This is a genomic window from Paenarthrobacter sp. NCHU4564, from assembly GCF_052156435.1.
GTDB lineage: Bacteria > Actinomycetota > Actinomycetes > Actinomycetales > Micrococcaceae > Arthrobacter.
Genome location: NZ_JBQLIS010000017.1, coordinates 42,168 through 61,998, shown reverse-complemented (window position 1 = coordinate 61,998; position 19,831 = coordinate 42,168). Strand labels below are relative to the sequence as shown.

Genomic DNA, 19,831 nt, shown 5'->3' with positions numbered 1-19,831 from the left:
TACTCCTTCACGAAGGGCGTCGATTTTGCGAACCGGACCAACCCCACCTATCTTGAACTTAAGTAAGCCTAACCTAAGCTCGAAAGCAGCCTGTGATTATGACGCCTGCCCCGACGCACCACGCCGCCCCGGCAGGCGGTCCGGGCATCTACCGCGACTCCTGGGGAATCCCGCACCTTTGGGCCGGGTCCGCCGACGAGCTGGCCTACCTGCAGGGCGCGAACGCGGCAACCGACCGCTCCTGGCAGATCGAGCTGGAACGGTGGCGCTCGGAAGGGCGCACCGCGGAGGTCCTCGGCCCTGACGCAGTGGCGTGGGACCGCTTCGCGCGGCAAGCCAGGCTCGATGACACAGCCAGGCGCTGTTTTGACCGCCTCGATCCGGACACCCGGCGGTGGTGCACGCAGTACGTGGCCGGGATCAACCAGGCGCTGGCCGACGATGTGCGCTCCACTCCCGAATTCGACCAGGCCGGGTGCACACCCGAACCATGGAATCCCTGGACGCCCCTGGGGGTCTTCCTGGTCCACCACATTCTGTTTTCAACGTTTCCCAACAAGTTGTTCCGTGCCCATGCGGCCCGCACGCTCGGACCGGACGCAGTGGACCTCTTCAGTATCGAGGCGCCTGTCTGGTCCGGCAGCAACGCCTGGGCAGCGCATGGTTCCACCACGTCCAGCGGCCTCCCGCTGATCGCCGGCGACCCGCACCGGCTCATGGAACTGCCCGGCGTCTACCAGCAGATCCGCTTGGCATGCCCCGAGTTCGACGCCCTGGGCTTCGCATTTCCCGGCGTTCCCGGACTGCCCCACTTCGCCCACACCGGGCACACAGCCTGGGCCATCACCAATGCCATGGCCGACTACCAGGACCTGTTCGAGGAGCAGCTCCGCCGGGTTCCTTCCCGCAAAACCGGTGGCGCCCGCGTCCTGGCGCGCAGCCCGGAAGGGTGGGAAACCGCCGTCGTCACCACGGAAAGCATCCACGTGCGCGGCGGCAGTGTTGAGACGGTGGAGGTGATCGAAACTTCCCGGGGCCCGGTCATTTCGGAAACGCCCGACGGCGGCGCGCTGGCGTTGAGGTTTCCCGCCCGGGTTGAGGGGCGGTTGGGTTTCGAGGCCCTCCTGCCGCTCCTGCGGAGCCGGACCGTCGCTGACGTCGAAGCCGCATTCGATGCCTGGGTGGAGCCCGTCAACAGCGTGGTCACCGCCGACGCAGCCGGGGACGTTCGGCATTTTGTTGCCGGCCTCGTTCCACAGCGCCACCCGGACAACCGCCGCTTCCCGGTCCCGGGGCTCTCGGCGCGGCATGCGTGGGACCGCCAGTACGTTCCCCTACCGCGCACGGAAGTGAAGAAGTTCGTTGTTTCCGCCAACGACCGGGCTGCAGGCGGAGGTGACCCCGTGGCCATGGAATTCGCTCCAGCCCACCGGGCGCGGCGAATCACGGAGCTGCTGGAGGCCGCTGGCCCGCTGTCCGTTGAAGACATGCAGGCCATCCACACGGATACGTTGTTGGGCCCCTGGCCGCTTTTCCGCAGCCTGCTGGAGGATCTGCCCATGGCAGGGCTTTCCCCCGATGTCCATGCCCTTCGCCTCCACCTTCTGGAGTGGGACGGCCGCATGGACAGCGGGAGCCGGCAGGCAGCAGCGTTCGCGTCCTGGCGCGGTGCGCTGGTCCAGCGGATCGTGAGGCATCCTGCACTGGCCCGGCTTCACGAGGCCACCGGGTTCCCTGCGCTGTTCGGTCCCTGGCTCTCAGTGGGCTCCCGCGTAGGCTTCGCCTTGGAGACTCTCCTGGTCCGGGGAGGAGAGCTCGGAATAGCCGTACCCCTCGAAGCGGCCGCCGCGTTGGAAGAGGCCGGCACCACCACGGAGGGCTCCGCTGTGTGGGGCGACCGCCACCGGATCCTCCCCGTCCATGTGCTCCCGGGCTCCTTGGCCGGTTCGGCGCCGGATTCACCGCTCAGCGGGGATACAGGGTGCGTCCTCTGCACGGAAAGCCTGCCGGGCGTGGAAGACCGCAGCTTCCGTGGGCCCGTGGCCCGCTACGTCTGGGATCTCCAGGACCGGGACAACAGCCGCTGGATCGTTCCGTTCGGAGCTTCCGGTTCTCCGGCTGACCCGCACTTCGCAGACCAGCTGCCCCTGTGGACTGTTGGGGAACTCGTCCCCGCGGCAACGTCCTGGGACCAACTGGCCAAAGACCCCCGCTAAGACTCTCCCCATCCGCCACCAAGCCCCCGAGGAAAACATGACCGCTGCCCAGGACTTTGCCACTCGAACCACCGTTTACGCCGAAGAACTCGACGGCTGGGGAGCCCTGCGGATTGTTCCGTTGGTTCCCGCCGAAGACATCGACCTCATCCATGAATGGGTCGGCCAGCCGAGGGCCAGGTTCTGGGGCATGCTGGAGAAAAGCCGGGAGGAAGTCCTGGAGATCTATGAGTTCCTGGACTCACTGGACACGCACCACGCCTTCCTGGTGGAGCTGGACGGCCAGCCCCTGGCGTTGTTCCAAACCTATGAGCCCCTGCACGATCCCGTGAGCGAGGCCTACCCGGCACGGGAAGAAGACATCGGCATGCACCTGCTGCTGGCCCCGGCCACCCGGCCGATCCCCCACTTCACGCCGCGCCTGGCCACCTCGCTCATCAAGTACATGTTCTCGCTGCCGGGCAAAGACCGGATCGTGGTGGAGCCTGACGCCCGGAACGCCAAGGCCCTGCGACGGCTTGAAGCCACCTGCTTTGAACTGGGCCCGATCGTTCAACTGGAGGAGAAGCAAGCACAGTTGGGGTTCCTTACACGGGCCGGGTTCGAGGAAATCCAGGCCCAGGAAGTTCCGGCCAGCTAAGCCCGCGTGGCGCCTCCTCTAGCGCCAGACAAAGCTCCAGGTGCCTGCTCCTACGGCTGCCACCACCGCGGTTCCGGCAATGAGGACGCCGCCCAGGAGAACCCAGGCGTCCAGCAGGGAATAGGTGGACTCACGCGCCCATGTGCGCCGGCCGCCACCAAAACCGCGGGCTTCCATGGTCACTGCCAGCCGGGAAGCCCGCCGGACAGCCTGGACCAACAGGCCGAAGCTCTGTCCCAAGGTCGCCTTCAGCCGTTGCAGGGGGCTGCCCTGCGAACCCACACCACGGGCGCGCCTGGCCATGCCTATTGTCTGCCATTCCTCGGCCAGCAAGCCCACCAAGCGCATCGCGGCCAGGGAGCCCAGCACAAACCGGTGCGGGAGCCTGGCCTTCTGCGCCAAAGCATCGGCGAGGTCGGTCGGGTCCGTGCAGGTCATCAGCAGGATCGCCGGAAGTGCGATGGCCAGCCCGCGAAGCATGAACCCGAGTCCCAGCTCCAGCGAGCCTTCGCTGATGGACCAGAGCCCGACGTCGAGCAATACAGCGCCGCTGTCAGCGGCGACGATCGCTGTGCTCCAGCCGCCAACGGCCGCGGCGATAATCAGCGGCCAGGCCCTTGACCAGAGAAGCCCGAGCGTGAGCCCGGCAAGGGGGAATAGCGCAAGCTCGGCAACCAGGGCCACGGACGCGGAGACCCAGTCGATGGACAGCGCCAGGACCAGCGAAATCAGGAAAACGGCGACGAACTTCGCCAAGGGGTTGGCCCGCGTTAATAAGGCATGGTTGCCGCTCAGGCTCAAGGTGTCCCTCATGCCGCACCCGCTTCCATTTTCCGGGACCGCTCCGCCGGGGCCAACCTGAGTTCCGCGCCGCCCAGCACGGCACTGAACTCCTCGTCGTGCGTCACCGAGACCACGGCGGTGCCTTGGTCCAGCAGTTCCGACAGGAACGACGCCAGTTCGGCCCACGTGTTCGCGTCCTGGCCGAAGGTCGGCTCGTCCAGGACCAGTACCTTGGGGTGTGCGGCGAGCACGGTCGCTACGGACAGCCGGCGCTTCTCGCCGCCGGACAGGGTGTAGGGATTCGCGTCCACCAAGTGCGTCAGCCGGAGCCGCTCCAGCAGTTCGTCGACCCGCTCCTCGCCACGGCCCACATGCCTGGGACCGAACATCAGCTCATCCAGCACCTTGCCGGTGACGAACTGGTGCTCCGGTTCCTGGAACACCGTGCCGATCCGGGAAATCAGTTGGTCCGCTTTCCACCGGAAGGGATCTATCCCGGCGCCTTCGGAAAGCTCGACGGCGGCAGAGACCTTCCCTGCCACCGGCGCCAAAAGTCCTGCCAGCGTCAAGGCGAACGTGGACTTTCCGGTGCCGTTGGGTCCGGTGATGGTGAGCGCCTGCCCTGCCCGGACCTGGGCACTGATGCCGTGCTGCACCGGCTGCGGCGGGATGGACCTGAAACCCTTCCTGCGTGGCTTGGCGCGGGAAACTGCCAGGTCCTGGGCCGCCACCAGCAGTTGCGCGGATTGGTTGCCGCGTTCCCTGCGGCGGGTTTCGGGAACGTACCCGGGCACCCACACGCCGGCGGCCTTGAGCAGGCTGTGCGCTTCAGCCAGAACCTGGTCCGGCGGCCCATCCAGGAGCACCCCACCGCCCGCCGAACCGGGCTGCAGGACCACGATCCTGTCCACCAGGTCCTTCCAGACGGACACCCTGTGTTCCACCACAACCAAGGTGGCGCCTGTCTTGTCCAGGCATCGGCGCACGGCATCACGGACTTCCAGCACACCGGCAGGGTCCAGGTTGGCCGTCGGTTCGTCCAACAGGATCAATCCCGGTCTCATCGCCAAAATACCCGCCAGCGCAAGCCGCTGCTTTTGGCCGCCGGAGAGTGCCGCCGTCGGGTGGTCCAACGCCAAACCGCCGCCATCAGCGGTACGCAACCCCACGTCGTCGAGCGCTTCATGAACCCGGGTCCAGATCCGGTCACGGGGCACGGCAAGGTTTTCGGCTCCGAAGGCGACGTCGTCGCCAATCCGGGACAAGACCACCTGCGTTTCGGGATCCTGCTGCATCAATCCGGCGCGGCCGCGTTGTTCCCGCGGCGAAGCACCGTCCAACAGGAGTGAACCGGTCTCGTCCGAATCATCCTCTTCCTCGCCCAGGACCCCGGCCAGCGCGTGCAGCAAGGTCGACTTGCCCGCACCGGAGGGACCCAACAGCAACACTCGCTCGCCCGGATCGATGCGGAGGTCAAGGCCCTGGATGGCAGGTGTGGTCCGGCCGGCGTGCCGCCAACCCCAGCCCTCGGCGGAGATGGCGGCAGGCCTGCCGGTGTTGGTCTGTGCCATCAGTTGAAGACGGGCTCCGAGGCGGCCTTGCGCGATGCGAAGGCGCTCAACACGCCGGTTTTGGCCAGGCCCCGGGTGGCGACCCAGGAGAGGGCACCGGCAATGATGGCGCCGGACAACGTGCAGAACGCGATGTAGGCCAGCTTGTCCACGGCCTCGTAGGCGATGTTCCAGCCCCACGGCATGAAGGAGTCGTTGAGGCCGCAGAAGAGGCCCGCACCGGCACCGGCCAGCAGCGCCGTGGGGAGGTTGAACTTCTTGTAGCGGAACGCAGCGAACACCAGCTCGGCACCCAGGCCCTGCAGGACGCCGGAAATCAAAACGGTGGTGCCGTACTGGGAACCCATGATCAGCTCACCCGTCGCGGCCACAGCCTCGCAGAACAGCGCGGCACCGGGTTTGCGGATGATCAGCATGCCCAGAACTGCGGGGATCATCCAGCCGCCGGCAATCAGGCCGGTCAAGGGCGGGTAGGCCGCGTTCATGGGAATGGATACGATCGCGGCGCCCTGGGACCATGCCCAGAAGATCACGCCGCCGGCGATGGCGATCAAAGCTGCCACCACGATGTCTACTACACGCCAGTTGTAACTGGTCTTCTTCACGCTTGCCGTGGTCATTTCTTTGCCTCCTGAGGTTACAGGAGGGGAAAGTGCTCCCCGGATTCCCGGCAGGCATGCGCCACCGGTGTTCCGGACACTCTGAGAAGCTCGACTCCCTTGCGCCGGTACTAACCGGATCAGGTTCGAGGGTCTGCGGCTGTCCGCACTCTCAGCGCCCTCGCGTCACCTGCATCCCTGCAGGGTTCGACGGCGGCGCTCCCCTGTCGTTATCAATCTGCCCTGATGGGCGAGGTCCAGTTTACACCCGGGTCCGTGCGTTGGCCCTCGCTGGCAGTCATAAAGGGTTGCGGTTTCTCCCGGCCCGTTTGCCGGCTTCCTCTCTCATGCACACCTGAGAGAATGACTTCATGACGGATCATCCCGGCTTAGGCCAGCCTGCACCCGAACCACGGCTCGCTGCCAGCGTGATCCTGCTCAGGGACGCCGCCGACGGGCTCGAGGTCTTCGTCCAGCACCGGGTGTCCACCATGGACTTCGCCGCGGGCATGGTGGTCTTTCCCGGAGGCCGCGTGGATGCCGCGGACAGTGAAGGGTGGGACTACCCGCAGGAGTTGCTGGCAGGGCACGCCGATGCGTGGTCGGAAGCATCCATCGCCGCCAACCCGGACCAAGCCATCCGGGAAGCGGGCACCGTGCTGACTGCCGCCCTCCGCGAGGTGCAGGAGGAAGCCGGACTCACGCTTGAGCCTGCAGATCTGCGTCCGTGGGCCAACTGGGTGACCCCGGTGGACATGCCCAAGCGCTTTGACACCTACTTCTACGTCGCCAAGGCCCGTGACGGGGCAGCGCCCCAACACCAAACAACGGAAGCCTGGCAGTCGCTCTGGATGCCCGTGGCCGGCGTCCTCTCCGCTGAAGCCGAAGGCACGCTCCACCTCATGCCACCCACCTACTACCTGCTCAAGGAACTTGCGAGCCTGGGCACCGTGGATGCTGTGTGGGGCGCCCGGCACCCCGTAGTTCCCGTCCTGGCACCCCGGGGTTCCATGGCGGCCTTCCTGAAAGACAGGGAAAACCGCCGATAAAGGCTCCCATTGCGCCCGCGAATGGTGCCTGGTGCACGCTGTAGGTGAGGTTAGGCTTGGGACATGAACTTCTTCTTCAAGCTGCTGGGGACCGGAGTGAGCCTCGGAGCAGGATTCGTCGGCACCAAACTGGTCAACCTGGCTTGGGAGAAGGCCAGCGGCAACAAGCCGCCCGCAGGTCATGACGACCTCGAAACCAGCCTGCGCTCAGCACTGACATTCGCGCTGGTTTCGGCCTTCGTGAGCACCCTCATCCAGGTCCTAACCAGCCGCGGCACGCAGCGCGCGATCGCCCGCTTCGCCAAGACGCACGACATCGTCTGACCCGCTGCCCGGGGACAAGCCAAGGCACCCCACCACCGGCGGCGCACCCTTGGGCGACCCATTTCCAAGGTGCCCTGACCGCCGGACTCAGCGGCCGGCGTCGTGCGTTCCGTCCCCCGGATGTTCACCGGCAGCCCGCTGGACCACGGCCTCAAGTTCGTCCTTGGTGAGGAGCTCGCGGTGGCCGTGCTTGGTCCGGTAAGCGGAACGGCCCACCATGTGCGCGGACACGGGCGCGGTCAGCAACTGGAATATCCAGGCCACCAGCAGGACCGGCCACACCCACCACGTCCGCATCTGCAGGCCGATGGAGGCCAGCATCAGGAAGAGGCCCAGAACCTGCGGCTTGGTCGCGGCGTGCATGCGGCTCATGAGGTCCGGGAACCGCAGCAGGCCGATCGCCGCGCCCAAGGACATGAGGGCGCCGACCACCAGGAAAACGGCCGTCAGAACATCGATCACGGCGTCTACGCCCGTAGCGTCAGGAGTCATTGCTCTGTTCCCGCCTTTCGGCCACGAACCTGGCCACCGTCACGGAACCGATAAAGCCGATCACGGCCAGGGCCACCAGCAGCATCAGGTTGTTGAGGTGCCGGTTGATGGCCATGTCGATTGCCAGGGCCGCGCCCACGATGGCCAGCAGCACGTCGGATGCCAGCACACGGTCCAGCAGGGAAGGCCCGATCGCAATGCGGATGATGGCACCGGCCCCTGCCAGGCTAAGGATCACGGCAGTGACCACCAGGACAAGTTCCTTCACAGCGCCGCACCTTCCATGCCCGGACGCGTTTCGCTTCGGAGCGCCTCTACTTCTTCGCGTGTGCCCATGATCCTGATCAATCCGGCCTCGATGTTCTGTACCTCCCGGCGGATTTTGTCGATGTCAGCCTGGTTGTAGATGTTCAGCGCGTGCAGGTACAGCGTGGACGTCGACCGGTCCACCTCCACCACCAGCGACCCGGGAATCAGGGAAATGACGTGGCCGGTGGCCGTCACCATAAGGTCCGAATGGCTCCGCAACGGAACCTCGACGACGGCGCTGCGCACCTTGGGTCCCTTCACCACGGCCAGGTACAGCACCAGGAAGCTCGCCGCCACCACTTTGCCGAGGAACAACAGGGCAAAGGGAACGGCCCGCAGCACATTGAACCGGCCGCTGAGTTCCACCGGCGGCAGGTAGAACAGCTTGGCCACCACAATGGCGATCAGTGCGCCGAACAGCAGGTTGCCCGGGCTAAAGTCCTGCCACAAGGCACCCCACACGATGACCAGCCAGATGAGCAGCGGGAGTTCGGTGCGGAAGGAGATCGGCTTGCGGCTCATTTGGCACCGCCCTGGGCCAGCGGCGGAACTGGGGCGGCATCTCCCAGGACTGAATGGATGTACGCCGAACGGTCAAGCATGATTTCCGCGGAGCCTCCTGCCAGTTGGAAGAGCGGGCCGGCAAAGACGGTCAGGGCAACCCCGAACACCACCAGGCCGGCTGTGGAACCCACCATGGTCCGCGGGAGGACGCCCACGTTGCCGGGTGTCTGCAGGACGGGATCGGGGAAGTCCGCGTCTTCGGGTTTCCGCCAGAACGCCCTGTTCCACACCCTGGCTATGGCCAGCAGGGTCAGGAGGCTGGTGACCACGCCGCCCACCACCAGGACGATCGCCAACGGCGTCCCCAGCTCGACCCCGGCCTGCAGCAGGCCCAGCTTCCCGAGGAATCCGGAGAACGGCGGAATGCCGGCGAGGTTCATGGCTGGGACAAAGAACAGCAGGGCCAGGAGCGGGGACAGCTTGGCGAGCCCACCCAGCCGGTCGATGGAGGACGACCCACCGCGCCGTTCGATGAGCCCTGTGACCAGGAACAGGCTTGTTTGCACGGTGATGTGGTGCGCAACGTAGAAGACCGCGGCGCCAAGTCCTGTCACGGAGGACATGGCCAGCCCGAACACCATGTACCCGATGTGGCTGACCAGGGTGAAGGAGAGCAGACGCTTGATGTCGCTCTGCGCCAGGGCACCAAGGATCCCCACCACCATGGTCAGCAACGCAACCACCATCAGCGGGACGTTGAGCGTATCGCCGGGAAACAGGAGTGTCTCTGTCCGGACCATGGCGTAGACACCCACTTTGGTCAACAGACCGGCGAACACGGCAGTGACCGGGGCGGGGGCTGTCGGGTAGGAGTCAGGGAGCCAGAACGACAACGGGAAGACGGCCGCTTTGATCCCGAAGGCCACCAGGAGCATCACGTGCAGCAGGTTCTGGGTGCCTTGATCCAGTTCCGCCAGCTTGATGGCGAGGTCGGCCATGGTGATGGTGCCGGTGGCTCCGTAGATCATGGCAATGGCGATGAGGAACAGCACCGACGACACCACCGAGACCACCACGTAGGTGACACCGGCCCGGATGCGCGGCCCCGTCCCACCCAGCGTCATCAGCACATAGCTGGCGGTCAGGAGGATTTCAAAGCCCACGTAGAGGTTGAAGAGGTCGCCGGTGAGGAAGGCGTTGGAGACGCCGGCCACCAGGATCAGGTAGGTCGGGTGGAAGATCGAGACGGGAGCTTCCTGGTCTCCGTCGGCCATGCCCTGGCCCGTGGCGTAGATGAGGACAGCAAGGCTCACCACCGTGGAAACCACGAGCATCAGCGAGGAGAACTGGTCCACCACCAGCACCACGCCCCAGGGTGGAAGCCAGCCACCCAGCGTGACCGACGTCGTTCCGCCGTCCCACACGGAGAAGAGGAGCAGGCACTCGAGGAGCAACGTGGCGCTGAGGATGCCGATGCTGACCATGCGCTGCGCCGCCGTGTGACGGATCAGCACGAAGGCAAGGGCGGCGCCCAGGATCGGCAGGAGGACAGCGAGCGGGGACAGGTTGGCGAGGTTCACGCACTGCCTCCTTCCTGGTTCTTCACCGTGTTGGGGGTTTCGGTCGCCTCGGCCGGGGAAAGGTCTTCCGTAGACGAGGGGGTTACTGCGAACTCGGACGTTTCCAGCGGAACGATCGCGTCGTCCTCGGCATCGAAGCTCGGCGTATTGGCCACGCGGCGGTCTTCGATATCGTCCTGGATGTCGTCCTGGCGGGCCAGGGCCCACGTGCGGTAGATGATGCCGAGCATGAAGGCCGTGACTGCAAACGAGATCACGATCGAGGTGAGGATCAAGGCCTGCGGCAAAGGATCGTTATAGCTGCCGGGATCGGTGTCCTTGTTGAACAGGGGGGCCAGTCCGGCGTATCCACCGGTGCAGAGAATCAGCAGGTTGGTCGCGTTTGCCAGCAGCATCAGGCCCAGCAGCACCCGGGTGAGGCTCCGTTCCAGGATCAGGTAGATGCCGCAGGCGTACAGGACGCCCATGACAACCAGCAGGGTCAGGTTGATGGTCATGAGTTGCCCTTCCCTGAAACGGCCTGCTCGGCGGCGTCGGCTTCCGCGAGCGGTACGCGCTTGCCTTCGAAGTGTTCATCGATCTCGGCGCCCAGGCTGCGGAGTACATCCAGGGCCAGACCGACCACCACGATGTACACGCCGATATCGAAGATGGTGGAGGTGACGAACTTGACGTCCCCGAACACCGGCAACCAGAACTCGATAATGGCGCTCTGGAACACCTGCCCACCCAGGAGGAGCGGCACGAAACCGGAGGCGGCAGCCGTCGCAAGTCCCGTTCCCAGCAGTGTTCCGGCGCTGACTGTCGCTGCTTCACTGAGCTCGAACCGGCCACCGGCAAGGTATCGGATGGTCAGGGCCAGGCCGGCCGTCAGGCCGCCGGCGAATCCGCCGCCGGGGAGGTTGTGTCCAGCCAGGAGCAGGTAGATGGAGAACACGATCATCGAGTGGAAGATCAGCCGGGTGACCACCTCGAAGATGATGGACCTGCGCTCCGGTGCCAGCGTGCGGCCGGCAACCAGCCAGGCGTCACGCGCTACATCGCTGAACTTGCGCGCCACGGCCAGCGTGACGCCGTCGCGGGAGTCACGGTCGACGCCGGTGCGGCGCCCCACGCTGCCCTCCGGCACCGAGGCTGCGGTTCTGATGCGGTCTCCCCGGCTCCGCACGAAGATCAGGCTGGCCACACCGGTGGCGGCCACGGCCAGCACGGAGATCTCACCGAAGGTGTCCCAGGCGCGGATGTCCACCAGGGTCACGTTGACGACGTTCAGGCCACCTCCGCCTTCATAGGCCAGCCGCGGGAATTCAAGCGACACCGGAGTAGCAACACGCGCACCCATGGCAAAGATGGCCACGAAGATCATGGTGATGCCAAAAGCTGCCCCGATGATCACACGGATCACCCGGAGCCGTCCTCCGGTCCGGTCCCTGAGCTCGGCGGGAAGGCTTCGCATGGCCAGGACGAACGCCACCAGCACGATTGTTTCCACCAGCATCTGGGTCAGGGCGAGGTCCGGCGCACCCTGCAGCGCGAACATCAGCGCGATGCCGTACCCCGTGACGGACACCATGAGCACAGCAAGGAACCGTTTGTTGGCCCGCACCGCAGCCAAGGCCCCGGCAATGATGCCCACGCCGGCGATCATCTGCAGCGGGGAGTTGGGGTCAATCCAGTACATGCCCTCCGGCAGCGGCCTGTTGGCCAGCAACAGTGCGGCCAGAGGCACCGCGAAGGCAACCGACAGGATCACCGTCAGGTAGAAGTACAGCGAACCACGCTGGGTACGGCCGGTGACCCAGACCGCGATGTCATCCAAGGCGCCGATGGTGTGCTGGTACGCCCGGTCCCCATCAACCCAGTCGGGCACCAGGCCCTGTGCCCGGGCCACCACATTGCGTCCGTAGAACATCGCCGCTCCGGCTACGAACGTGATGGCCGTCAGCCCCAGCGCGGGGGTGAGGCCGTGCCACAAAGCCAGGTGGCCGGCGTCGGCGGTTTCACCGGGGGCGGCAAACAGGGCGGCATAAGGCTGGATCCACGTGTCCACCGGTACCGGCCACAGGCCATAGACAACCGTCAGGAAACTCAGGATCGCCGGCGCCGCCAGGAACGAAGGCTTGATCGCCTTGAACGGCGTGGGTTCCACGCCCGGCTTGGTGGCGAACGCACCCCACATGAAGCGTGCGCTGTATGCGAAGGTCAGGATGGACCCGGCCACCAGGCCGGCCAGGATCCAGATTCCCCAGGCAGGAGCATCGTGTCCCGTGCCGTAGTGGACGAAGGCCTCGAACACCGATTCCTTGGCCACGAATCCGGCCAGCGGCGGAACGCCTGCCATGGAGGCCGCGGCAACTGCGGCCACGATTCCGAGGGCGCGGGAGGACCTGAAGACGCCGGACAGTTTGCGGATGTCACGGGTCCCCGACTGGTGGTCGATGATGCCCACCACCAGGAACAACGCGGCCTTGAACAGGCCGTGGGCCAGCAGAAGGGCCAGGCCTGCCAGGGCGGCGTCCGGGCGGCCAAGCCCCACCACCATGGTGAGGAAGCCGAGTTGGCTCACCGTGCCGTACGCGAGGATCAGTTTGATGTCCGTTTGGCGGAGGGCCCGGTAACCGCCCACCAGCATGGTGGCAAGGCCCAGTCCCAGCGTCAGCGGCAACCAGAACTCCGACGCGGCAAATCCCGGGGCCAGCCTGGCAACGATATAGATACCGGCCTTGACCATGGCAGCGGCGTGCAGATAGGCACTCACCGGCGTCGGCGCGGCCATGGCGCCGGGCAACCAGAAGTGGAAGGGGACCAGCGCCGATTTGGTCACGGCACCTACCAGGACCAGTACGACGGCGGCACTCACCGCGCCCTGCATGGGACCGGTCATCAGGGACCCTGCTTGTTCGAGGACGCCGGAGATGCGGTACGTGCCGGCTGCCTGCCCGAGGATGATCAATCCCACCAGCATCGCAAGGCCGCCTGCAGTGGTGACCATGAGTGCCTGGAGGGCCGAGCGGCGGGCTGCCAGGCGGGTCCGGGCATACCCGATCAGCAGGTAGGAAAGGATGGTGGTGAGCTCCCAGAAGATGAAGAGCATCAACAAATCATCTGAGGTCACAAGACCGAACATCGCGCCGGCGAAAGCCAGTAACTGCGCGCCGAAGCCACCCAGCCCCGGGTCCTTGGTCTTGAAATACCGGGCGCAGTACACCAACACCAGGGAACCGACGCCCAGGACCAACAGGGACATGACCCACGCCAGGACATCCATCCTGAAGGCAAACTCAAGCTTGAGGTCCGGGATCCACGGGAGGACTTCCTCCAGGGTTCCACCCGTGCGCCCCTCTGCGGGGTAGACCGCGCCGTACTGGAAAAGCAGCCACACAAAGGCACCGGCAGGCACAGCTGCCAGGACGTGGAAGGCGTTCCGACCAAGTTTCTTAAAGATGAAGGGCGCCACAGTTGCCGCTGCAAAGATGATGGCAAGGACTGTGATCACTTTTTCTCCGCAAAGTCAGGAACGAGTTGTCAAAGTTGGAGCAGGCGGTCATACGTTGGGTTCGGAAGATCCAGTTTATCAAGGTGAACAGCCACTTTTTTGCACGATGACGTCCGGAGGAGTATCTTGCCCCCTTTATCCACATAGCGGTCTGTCGGGTGCAGGCACCCGGTCGAGTCCCGATAGCATGCACCTTATGAACCCGGCCGCGCTCCCCCATGCTTCCCAGCCGGCCTCCGAGCTCGCCTCGGGGCCCGCCGCCTCCAAGAAGGGCCAGATCCTCGCGTGGGCTTCCTGGGACTGGGGCTCGGCTGCCTTCAACGCCATCATGACCACCTTCGTGTTCACGGTGTACCTGACCTCCAACGCCTTCGGTGGGGAGGACACGGCATCCGCTGCCTTGGGAACTGCCCTGGCCATCGCCGGCCTTGCCATCGCTGTCCTGGCGCCCGTCACCGGTCAGCGCTCCGACGCCGGGGGACGCCGCAAGTTGTGGCTGGGAGTGAACACAGCGGCCACCGCAGTCCTGACCGCCCTGTGTTTCTTCGTCTTTCCCCGGCCCGAGTTCCTCCTGCTGGGCGTCTGCCTGATTGCGCTGGGGAACATTTTCTTTGAGTTTGCCGGCGTCAACTACAACGCCATGCTTGCCCAGATCTCCACGCCCAGGAACATCGGCAAGGTCAGCGGCTTCGGGTGGGGCATGGGCTACCTGGGCGGGATCGTGGCACTGCTCCTGGTGCTGCAGCTCTTCGTGCAACCGTCGTTCCAGTGGTTCGGTGCCTCCACCGAAGACTCCCTCAACATCCGGCTCGTGGCGGTCTTCTCGGCGCTGTGGTTCTTTGTGTTCGCGCTCCCCGTATTGTTCGCCGTGCCCGAGGTTCCTGCAAAGAGGGACACAGCTTCCCTGGGGTTCCTTGCCTCCTACAAGCTCCTCTTCCGGCGCATCGCAGCCATTTACAAGACGAGCCCGCACACTATCTATTTCCTCCTGTCCAGCGCCATCTTCCGCGACGGATTGGCTGCGGTCTTCACTTTCGGTGGTGTCATCGCAGCCGGAACGTTTGGGTTCGAGCTCAAAGACGTCATCTTCTTCGCGATCTTCGGAAACGTCGTAGCGGCTGTCGGTGCCATCATCGGCGGCTTCCTGGACGACAGGATCGGACCGAAGGCCGTGATCATGCTGTCGTTGGTCGGCCTGCTCATCGCGGGCACCTTCATCCTGGTCCTCGGCAACGGCACGTACGTTTTCTTCGGCAACGAGTGGCCGGGCGCCAACACTTTTTGGATCTTCGGCCTGCTGCTGTGCCTGTTCGTCGGGCCTGCACAGTCGTCCTCCCGCGCCTACCTGGCCAGGCTTGCACCTGAAGGCGAATCCGGGGAGCTCTTCGGCCTATACGCCACCACGGGACGCGCCGTCAGCTTCCTGGCACCGACGCTCTTCACGGTGTGCATCACCATCGCGGCCCCCTTGGTTGACGAAGGCGAAGCCCAACGCTGGGGCATCCTGGGCATCATGGTGGTGCTGCTCGCGGGTCTGTTGGTGCTGCTGCCCGTCAAGCCGCCCAGCAGGACGCGCATTGCCGTCGTACCGCAGAACTGACCGGCAAGATACAGGGCCTGCCGCCCACGGACAGCGACATCGGCGGCAAGCCGCGGCACTCACGCTGCAGCCCAACGCGAACGCCGTACCAGCGTGCATTCAAGAGAGTTAAGGTGGAGTCATGAACGTGGATGAGACTGAACTTCCGGGCCTCGGGGTCCGCAAGGATTTCGTCACGGCCTCGGGCCGCCGGATCGGTGTCGTGGAACTTCGGGAAGGTGAAACCGAGCTCTTCGTGTCCACCTGGGACGACCCCGATACCTGCCAGGCGTCCATTCCCCTGACGGCCGATGAAGCCGCCACGCTGGGCAACCTCCTGGGCGGCCAACACATTGCCATGCGGCTCGCGGAGGCACACCGCGAGGTGCCGGGCATCGTCACGCGCCAGTTCTCCATCGCCCCGGATTCCCCCTTCATCAACCAGCCCATGGGCAAGGCACAAATACGTACCCGCAGCGGCGTCTCCATTGTGGCGATCATGCGCGAAGGCGAGGTCGTTCCGTCGCCGGCACCGGACATCGTTCTTCACGCCGGGGACCTGCTGGTGGCAGTTGGCACGCAGGAGGGCCTCGACTCTGCCGCTGACATTCTCCGTAACGGCTGAACCCCGTTATGGATCCACTCGCCCTAGCCCTCGTTGAACTGGGGGCCGTCGTCTTTTGCCTCGGTCTCCTTGCTCGGCTTGCGGGCAGGATCGGCATGTCCCCCATTCCGCTGTACCTCGTGGGAGGGCTCGCGTTCGGAGCGGGCGGATTCGTCAAGCTGGACGGAATGCACGAGTTCGCCCACTTGTCGGGTGAAATCGGGGTCATCCTGCTGTTGTTGATGCTCGGCCTTGAATATACGGCGGCGGAGCTTGTCACCGGGCTGAAGCGCTCGTGGCGGGCGGGCGTGATGGATTTCGTGTTGAACTTCATCCCCGGCGCTGCCATTGCGGTGCTGCTGGGGTGGGGCGTGGTGGGCGCCATAGTGATGGGCGGCGTTACCTACATTTCGTCATCGGGGATTGCCGCGAAGGTGATCACCGACCTGGGGCGGATCGGCAACCGTGAAACTCCCGTGGTGCTTTCCATCCTGGTCTTCGAAGACCTCGCCATGGCCGTCTACCTGCCCATCCTTACCGCGATTCTGGCGGGCGTCGGGTTCCTGGGCGGTTTGCAGACCGTAGGCATTGCCCTGGCGGTTGTCACGGTGGTCCTGCTGATCGCGCTGCGGCACGGCCACCGGGTATCCAAGGCAGTCCACAGCGAGAACTCCGAAGTCTTCCTCCTGAACGTGCTGGGCCTGGCGCTCCTGGTAGCCGGCATCGCTTCGGCCCTGCAGGTGTCGGCGGCTGTGGGGGCATTCATGTTGGGCATCGCCATATCCGGCGCCACAGCCCACAACGCCACCCGGATCCTCGAGCCCCTGAGGGACCTCTTTGCGGCGATTTTCTTCGTGGCCTTCGGGCTGAACACCGATCCGCGGTCCATCCCGCCAGTTCTTGGATGGGCCCTGGCCCTGGCGCTGCTCACCGCGCTGACCAAGATGCTCACCGGCATGTGGGCGGCCAAGCGGGCGGGAATCGCTGTTCCCGGCCGGTTCCGTGCGGGTGCGGCGTTGATTGCCCGCGGCGAATTCTCGATCGTCATCGCCGGGTTGGCGGTGGCTTCGGGAGCAGTACCGGGCCAACTAGCCGCACTGGCAACTGCGTACGTACTCATCATGGCCATCCTCGGCCCGCTGGCAGCCCGCTTCGTGGAGCCGGTGGTCAAGGCCCTGCGCAAGACACCGGGGTCGCCGCCACGGACGCCGGAGCGGACTCCCGCCTAAGGCCTACCCCGGACTCCCGCCGGGGACGCTCGCATTGGGGACGCTCACCCCTTGGGACGCTCCCGTCGGGGACGCTCCCGTTTGGGACGCTCCGCCCGTTGGAGCAGAGCCTCCTGCCGCGCGACCCCGCGCAGAGAAGGCCTTAGATGGCGGTCTTGTGGAAGTTCAGGTGGCTGCGGCTGGCGGTCGGACCGCGCTGGCCCTGGTAGCGGTTGCCGTATTCACCTGATCCGTAGGGGTGCTCGGCTGAGGACGTCAGCCGGAAGAAGCACAACTGGCCGATCTTCATGCCGGGCCACAGCTTGATGGGCAGCGTTGCCACGTTGGACAGCTCAAGGGTGACGTGGCCGGAGAAGCCGGGATCAATGAATCCGGCTGTCGAGTGGGTCAGCAGGCCAAGGCGTCCCAGGGAGGACTTGCCTTCCAGCCGGGCAGCGATATCGTCCGGGAGGCTGACGGTCTCGAAAGTGGAGCCAAGGACGAACTCGCCGGGGTGGAGGATGAAGGGCTCGTCGCCCTCCACTTCGACCAGGCGCGTGAGTTCCGGCTGCTCTTCGGCAGGGTCGATGTGCGCGTATTTGTGGTTGTCGAACAGGCGGAAGAACCTGTCAATCCGGACGTCCACGGATGAAGGCTGAACCATCGCGGGGTCGTACGGGTCAAGGACAATCCGTTGGGAGTCAATTTCGGCACGAATATCGCGGTCAGAGATCAGCACAGCATCAAAAATACCGCATGCATTGTCCCTGCCGTCCCGTGCGACTATAGTTCCCGGACAGGTTAAGCCGCGCCCGGAGTTTGGGGGCAACGAGCATTCGCGGGGTAATTGTGGGGAAATGGGCAGCGCCTGCGGCAGTCGCCGTGGCCGGCGCACTTGCAGTCATGGTGGCGGCGTCCAGCCAGCTGCTGCCGGCTACCGAAGCCATCCCGGGCTCAGGCACCACGCCCTCTGCCGGCACACCTTCCGCTTTAACCGCCCCGGAGGCGGGTACGACGGCGGAGCCCTCACCTTCCGCTGCACCCGTCGCGACCGGTAGCGTCCCGGAGGAATCCGCCACCCCCATTCCTGATCCCGCGGCAGTACCTGGAATGCCGGGCGGGGCACCCACGCGACCGATCGCCGTCGACCCTGTAGTGGAGTCTCCGCCGCCGCTGCCATCCATCGGACCGTCATGGGGTCCAGGCGGGCCCGCACCCGAGGCTCCGTCCGGTCCGGCGCCCTCCGTTCCTGCCGGCCCGTCACCTTCGGCGGCTCCCACGCTGACCGCCGAGCCTACTCCTTCCGCACCGGCAGCGGGCCCGTCTCCTTCCGCGGAGCCCACCCCCTCGCTCACGGCGAGCAACACGCCCTCGGCAAGCCCCACAACCCGGGCCCCGTCCGCGGAGCCCACACGCACGCCCTCACCTTCGGCGAGCCACACCCCGAGTCCCACCCCAACCCCCACGGCGAGCGCCCCACCACAGGGCACATCCACCCCCTCGCCGTCGCTCGCGCCCTCATCAGAAGCGACGCAGACCCCGGCCCCCACGTCCACCCCGTTCCCGGGCAAGACCCCCGGCGCCGAAGCCGACCCCGGCAACGGCGCCTTGGCCCTGCTTCCCGACGACAACACCGCCGCGATCCTGACCGTTTTCAACGCCATCAACAGCTACCGGGCGTCACTGGGCCTTGCCCCGGTCAAGTACCACGCCACCGTGGCCGGCCTGGCGCAGGAGTGGTCCAACAGCATCGCCAGCCGGGAAGTGATCCAGCACCGGCCCAACTTCTGGACCGACCCCCGGGCCCTCAACCCGAACAACGGTGCCGGTGAGGTCATTGCCGTCCGGTGGGACCGGGATGCGGCCCAGCTTGTGGAGTGGTGGAAGAGATCCCCAGGGCATGACGCCCTCCTGCGCGATCCGCGCTTCAACGTGATGGGCATTGGCATCACGTACACGGACGGCAACTGGCAGACCACCCCCAACCGCTACACGCTGTGGGGCGTGGTGAACTTCTTCGGCTACACCACCTTGCCGGCGGGAACCACCACGCGGCCGGGCGGAACGGTCACCCCGCCCACTGATCCGGTGGGAGTATGCCAGCCGGGAGACAAGTACCAGCCACCGACCGTCGACCTGCGTACAGCTTCGATCCGCAGCGCCGCGGACCTGGTGTCCATTGGACCGGACGGAACGGTCTATTCCTACCCGTCCCTGGGCAATGCGAAATACGGGGCAGCCCGCAAGATCGGTGTCGGTTTCACCGGGCTGAAGGATCTCTTCGTCACCGACTGGGACCGCGACGGCGTGTTCGACCTGATTGCCCAACGCACCGATGGTGCCCTGCTGGTGTATCCGGGCAGGCAGTCGGGCGGGTTCGGATCGCCCGGTGTCCTTGGGCATGGCTGGCAGTCATTGAACCTCGCCATCGGCACCTGGTGCGCCAATAACCGCCTGCCCCAGATCGTGGCCATGGACGCGTCCGGAGGCTTGTGGTTCTACAAGAACTCGGGCCTGTCATACATCCGCACCCAGGCGGCGATCGGTACTGGCAACAGATCTGTCAGGCTCAGCATGGTCGATTACAACGCTGACGGATTCCAGGACCTCCTGGCAGTGGAACCGAATGGCTACCTCCGCCTGTACAGGGGTTCGGGATTGGCCACTCCCAAGCAGGAGTCCAGGCCGATCGTGGGCGCAGCGTGGACTGACTACTCGGGCATCCGGGCGCTGCAGGGCGTCAACGGCCCTGACACCACCGGCGTTGCCGGCCTGGGAACCAATGGGGTGCTGGAGTACTGGGACCTGACGTCCGGAAAGCTCACCACGCCGGTGGCGGTGGGCGGCGGATGGTCCGGCTTCAAGCTCGCGCAGTAG

18 protein-coding genes and 1 riboswitch are annotated in these 19,831 nt (G+C 65.6%); of the genes, 8 read left to right on the top strand and 10 right to left on the bottom strand.

All coding sequences use genetic code 11. The features are described from left to right. Nucleotides 1-98: 98 nt before the first annotated feature. Together ACSVIE_RS16115 and ACSVIE_RS16110 are read left to right on the top strand one after the other, a co-directional pair. Nucleotides 99-2,216 carry a penicillin acylase family protein gene (locus ACSVIE_RS16115; protein WP_442424491.1) on the top strand — a complete coding sequence of 706 codons (2,118 nt, stop codon included), beginning with the start codon at nucleotides 99-101 and terminating at the stop codon, nucleotides 2,214-2,216. A gap of 37 nt (nucleotides 2,217-2,253) precedes the next feature. Beyond that, nucleotides 2,254-2,856: a GNAT family N-acetyltransferase gene (locus tag ACSVIE_RS16110; RefSeq protein ID WP_442424490.1), complete on the top strand. Its 603-nt coding sequence runs from the start codon at nucleotides 2,254-2,256 to the stop codon at nucleotides 2,854-2,856. 18 nt (nucleotides 2,857-2,874) lie between these two features. On the opposite strand, the gene ACSVIE_RS16105 is transcribed toward ACSVIE_RS16110, so the two are convergent. Genes ACSVIE_RS16105 through ACSVIE_RS16095 form a run of 3 tightly spaced genes read right to left on the bottom strand, consistent with a single transcriptional unit; the run spans nucleotide 2,875 to nucleotide 5,830 of the window. Continuing rightward, the gene (locus tag ACSVIE_RS16105) at nucleotides 2,875-3,669 is read right to left on the bottom strand and encodes an energy-coupling factor transporter transmembrane component T family protein (RefSeq protein WP_426004384.1); all 795 of its coding nucleotides are present in this window, start codon (nucleotides 3,667-3,669) and stop codon (nucleotides 2,875-2,877) included. Then, the gene (locus ACSVIE_RS16100; protein ID WP_442424489.1) at nucleotides 3,666-5,210 is read right to left on the bottom strand and encodes an ABC transporter ATP-binding protein; all 1,545 of its coding nucleotides are present in this window, start codon (nucleotides 5,208-5,210) and stop codon (nucleotides 3,666-3,668) included. Before ACSVIE_RS16100 ends, ACSVIE_RS16105 begins: the two co-directional genes overlap by 4 nt. Further along, nucleotides 5,210-5,830 (bottom strand): ECF transporter S component, encoded by a 621-nt coding sequence (locus tag ACSVIE_RS16095; RefSeq protein ID WP_426004387.1) that lies wholly within the window; start codon nucleotides 5,828-5,830, stop codon nucleotides 5,210-5,212. Before ACSVIE_RS16095 ends, ACSVIE_RS16100 begins: the two co-directional genes overlap by 1 nt. Before the next feature lie 78 nt (nucleotides 5,831-5,908). Further along, a riboswitch (TPP riboswitch) is annotated at nucleotides 5,909-6,045 on the bottom strand. A gap of 135 nt (nucleotides 6,046-6,180) precedes the next feature. Between ACSVIE_RS16095 and ACSVIE_RS16090 the strand changes: the two genes are divergently transcribed. Both ACSVIE_RS16090 and ACSVIE_RS16085 read left to right on the top strand, forming a co-directional pair. Next, on the top strand, nucleotides 6,181-6,858 hold the full coding sequence (locus ACSVIE_RS16090) for an NUDIX hydrolase (protein ID WP_426004389.1): 678 nt from the start codon (nucleotides 6,181-6,183) through the stop codon (nucleotides 6,856-6,858). A gap of 63 nt (nucleotides 6,859-6,921) precedes the next feature. Further along, nucleotides 6,922-7,182: a DUF4235 domain-containing protein gene (locus tag ACSVIE_RS16085; protein ID WP_442424488.1), complete on the top strand. Its 261-nt coding sequence runs from the start codon at nucleotides 6,922-6,924 to the stop codon at nucleotides 7,180-7,182. 87 nt (nucleotides 7,183-7,269) lie between these two features. Here ACSVIE_RS16085 and mnhG read toward each other — a convergent pair whose 3' ends face one another. From mnhG to ACSVIE_RS16055, 6 genes are read right to left on the bottom strand one after another with little or no spacing between them, the layout of a single operon-like run. Further along, a complete protein-coding gene (gene mnhG, locus ACSVIE_RS16080) occupies nucleotides 7,270-7,674 on the bottom strand; it encodes a monovalent cation/H(+) antiporter subunit G (protein ID WP_426004392.1) in 405 nt (134 codons plus the stop codon). Then, complete coding sequence (locus ACSVIE_RS16075; RefSeq protein ID WP_426004393.1) at nucleotides 7,664-7,942, bottom strand: monovalent cation/H+ antiporter complex subunit F; 279 nt, start codon at nucleotides 7,940-7,942, stop codon at nucleotides 7,664-7,666. Before ACSVIE_RS16075 ends, mnhG begins: the two co-directional genes overlap by 11 nt. Continuing rightward, on the bottom strand, nucleotides 7,939-8,505 hold the full coding sequence (locus tag ACSVIE_RS16070; protein ID WP_426004394.1) for a Na+/H+ antiporter subunit E: 567 nt from the start codon (nucleotides 8,503-8,505) through the stop codon (nucleotides 7,939-7,941). The genes ACSVIE_RS16075 and ACSVIE_RS16070 overlap by 4 nt, the downstream gene beginning before the upstream one ends. Next, on the bottom strand, nucleotides 8,502-10,067 hold the full coding sequence (locus ACSVIE_RS16065) for a Na+/H+ antiporter subunit D (protein WP_426004396.1): 1,566 nt from the start codon (nucleotides 10,065-10,067) through the stop codon (nucleotides 8,502-8,504). The genes ACSVIE_RS16070 and ACSVIE_RS16065 overlap by 4 nt, the downstream gene beginning before the upstream one ends. Continuing rightward, the gene (locus tag ACSVIE_RS16060) at nucleotides 10,064-10,564 is read right to left on the bottom strand and encodes a Na(+)/H(+) antiporter subunit C (protein WP_442424487.1); all 501 of its coding nucleotides are present in this window, start codon (nucleotides 10,562-10,564) and stop codon (nucleotides 10,064-10,066) included. Before ACSVIE_RS16060 ends, ACSVIE_RS16065 begins: the two co-directional genes overlap by 4 nt. Further along, the gene (locus ACSVIE_RS16055; RefSeq protein WP_442424486.1) at nucleotides 10,561-13,563 is read right to left on the bottom strand and encodes a Na+/H+ antiporter subunit A; all 3,003 of its coding nucleotides are present in this window, start codon (nucleotides 13,561-13,563) and stop codon (nucleotides 10,561-10,563) included. Before ACSVIE_RS16055 ends, ACSVIE_RS16060 begins: the two co-directional genes overlap by 4 nt. Before the next feature lie 196 nt (nucleotides 13,564-13,759). Between ACSVIE_RS16055 and ACSVIE_RS16050 the strand changes: the two genes are divergently transcribed. The 3 genes from ACSVIE_RS16050 to ACSVIE_RS16040 all read left to right on the top strand — a co-directional run bounded on the left by ACSVIE_RS16050 (nucleotide 13,760) and on the right by ACSVIE_RS16040 (nucleotide 16,975). Beyond that, nucleotides 13,760-15,163 carry an MFS transporter gene (locus ACSVIE_RS16050; protein ID WP_442424485.1) on the top strand — a complete coding sequence of 468 codons (1,404 nt, stop codon included), beginning with the start codon at nucleotides 13,760-13,762 and terminating at the stop codon, nucleotides 15,161-15,163. Between the two features lie 121 nt (nucleotides 15,164-15,284). Next, entirely contained in the window at nucleotides 15,285-15,767 is a 483-nt protein-coding gene (locus tag ACSVIE_RS16045; RefSeq protein ID WP_426004401.1) for a cation:proton antiporter regulatory subunit, read from the top strand. Nucleotides 15,768-15,775: 8 nt separating this feature from the next. Next, a complete protein-coding gene (locus ACSVIE_RS16040) occupies nucleotides 15,776-16,975 on the top strand; it encodes a cation:proton antiporter (protein WP_426004402.1) in 1,200 nt (399 codons plus the stop codon). Nucleotides 16,976-17,117: 142 nt separating this feature from the next. Here the strand turns inward: ACSVIE_RS16040 and dcd are convergent, their stop codons facing one another. Then, nucleotides 17,118-17,693 carry a dCTP deaminase gene (gene dcd, locus ACSVIE_RS16035; protein WP_426004403.1) on the bottom strand — a complete coding sequence of 192 codons (576 nt, stop codon included), beginning with the start codon at nucleotides 17,691-17,693 and terminating at the stop codon, nucleotides 17,118-17,120. A 110-nt stretch (nucleotides 17,694-17,803) separates the two neighbouring features. On the opposite strand from dcd, the gene ACSVIE_RS16030 reads away from it, so the two are divergent. Further along, nucleotides 17,804-19,831, top strand: coding sequence for a CAP domain-containing protein (locus ACSVIE_RS16030; protein WP_442424484.1), 2,028 nt, complete (start codon nucleotides 17,804-17,806; stop codon nucleotides 19,829-19,831).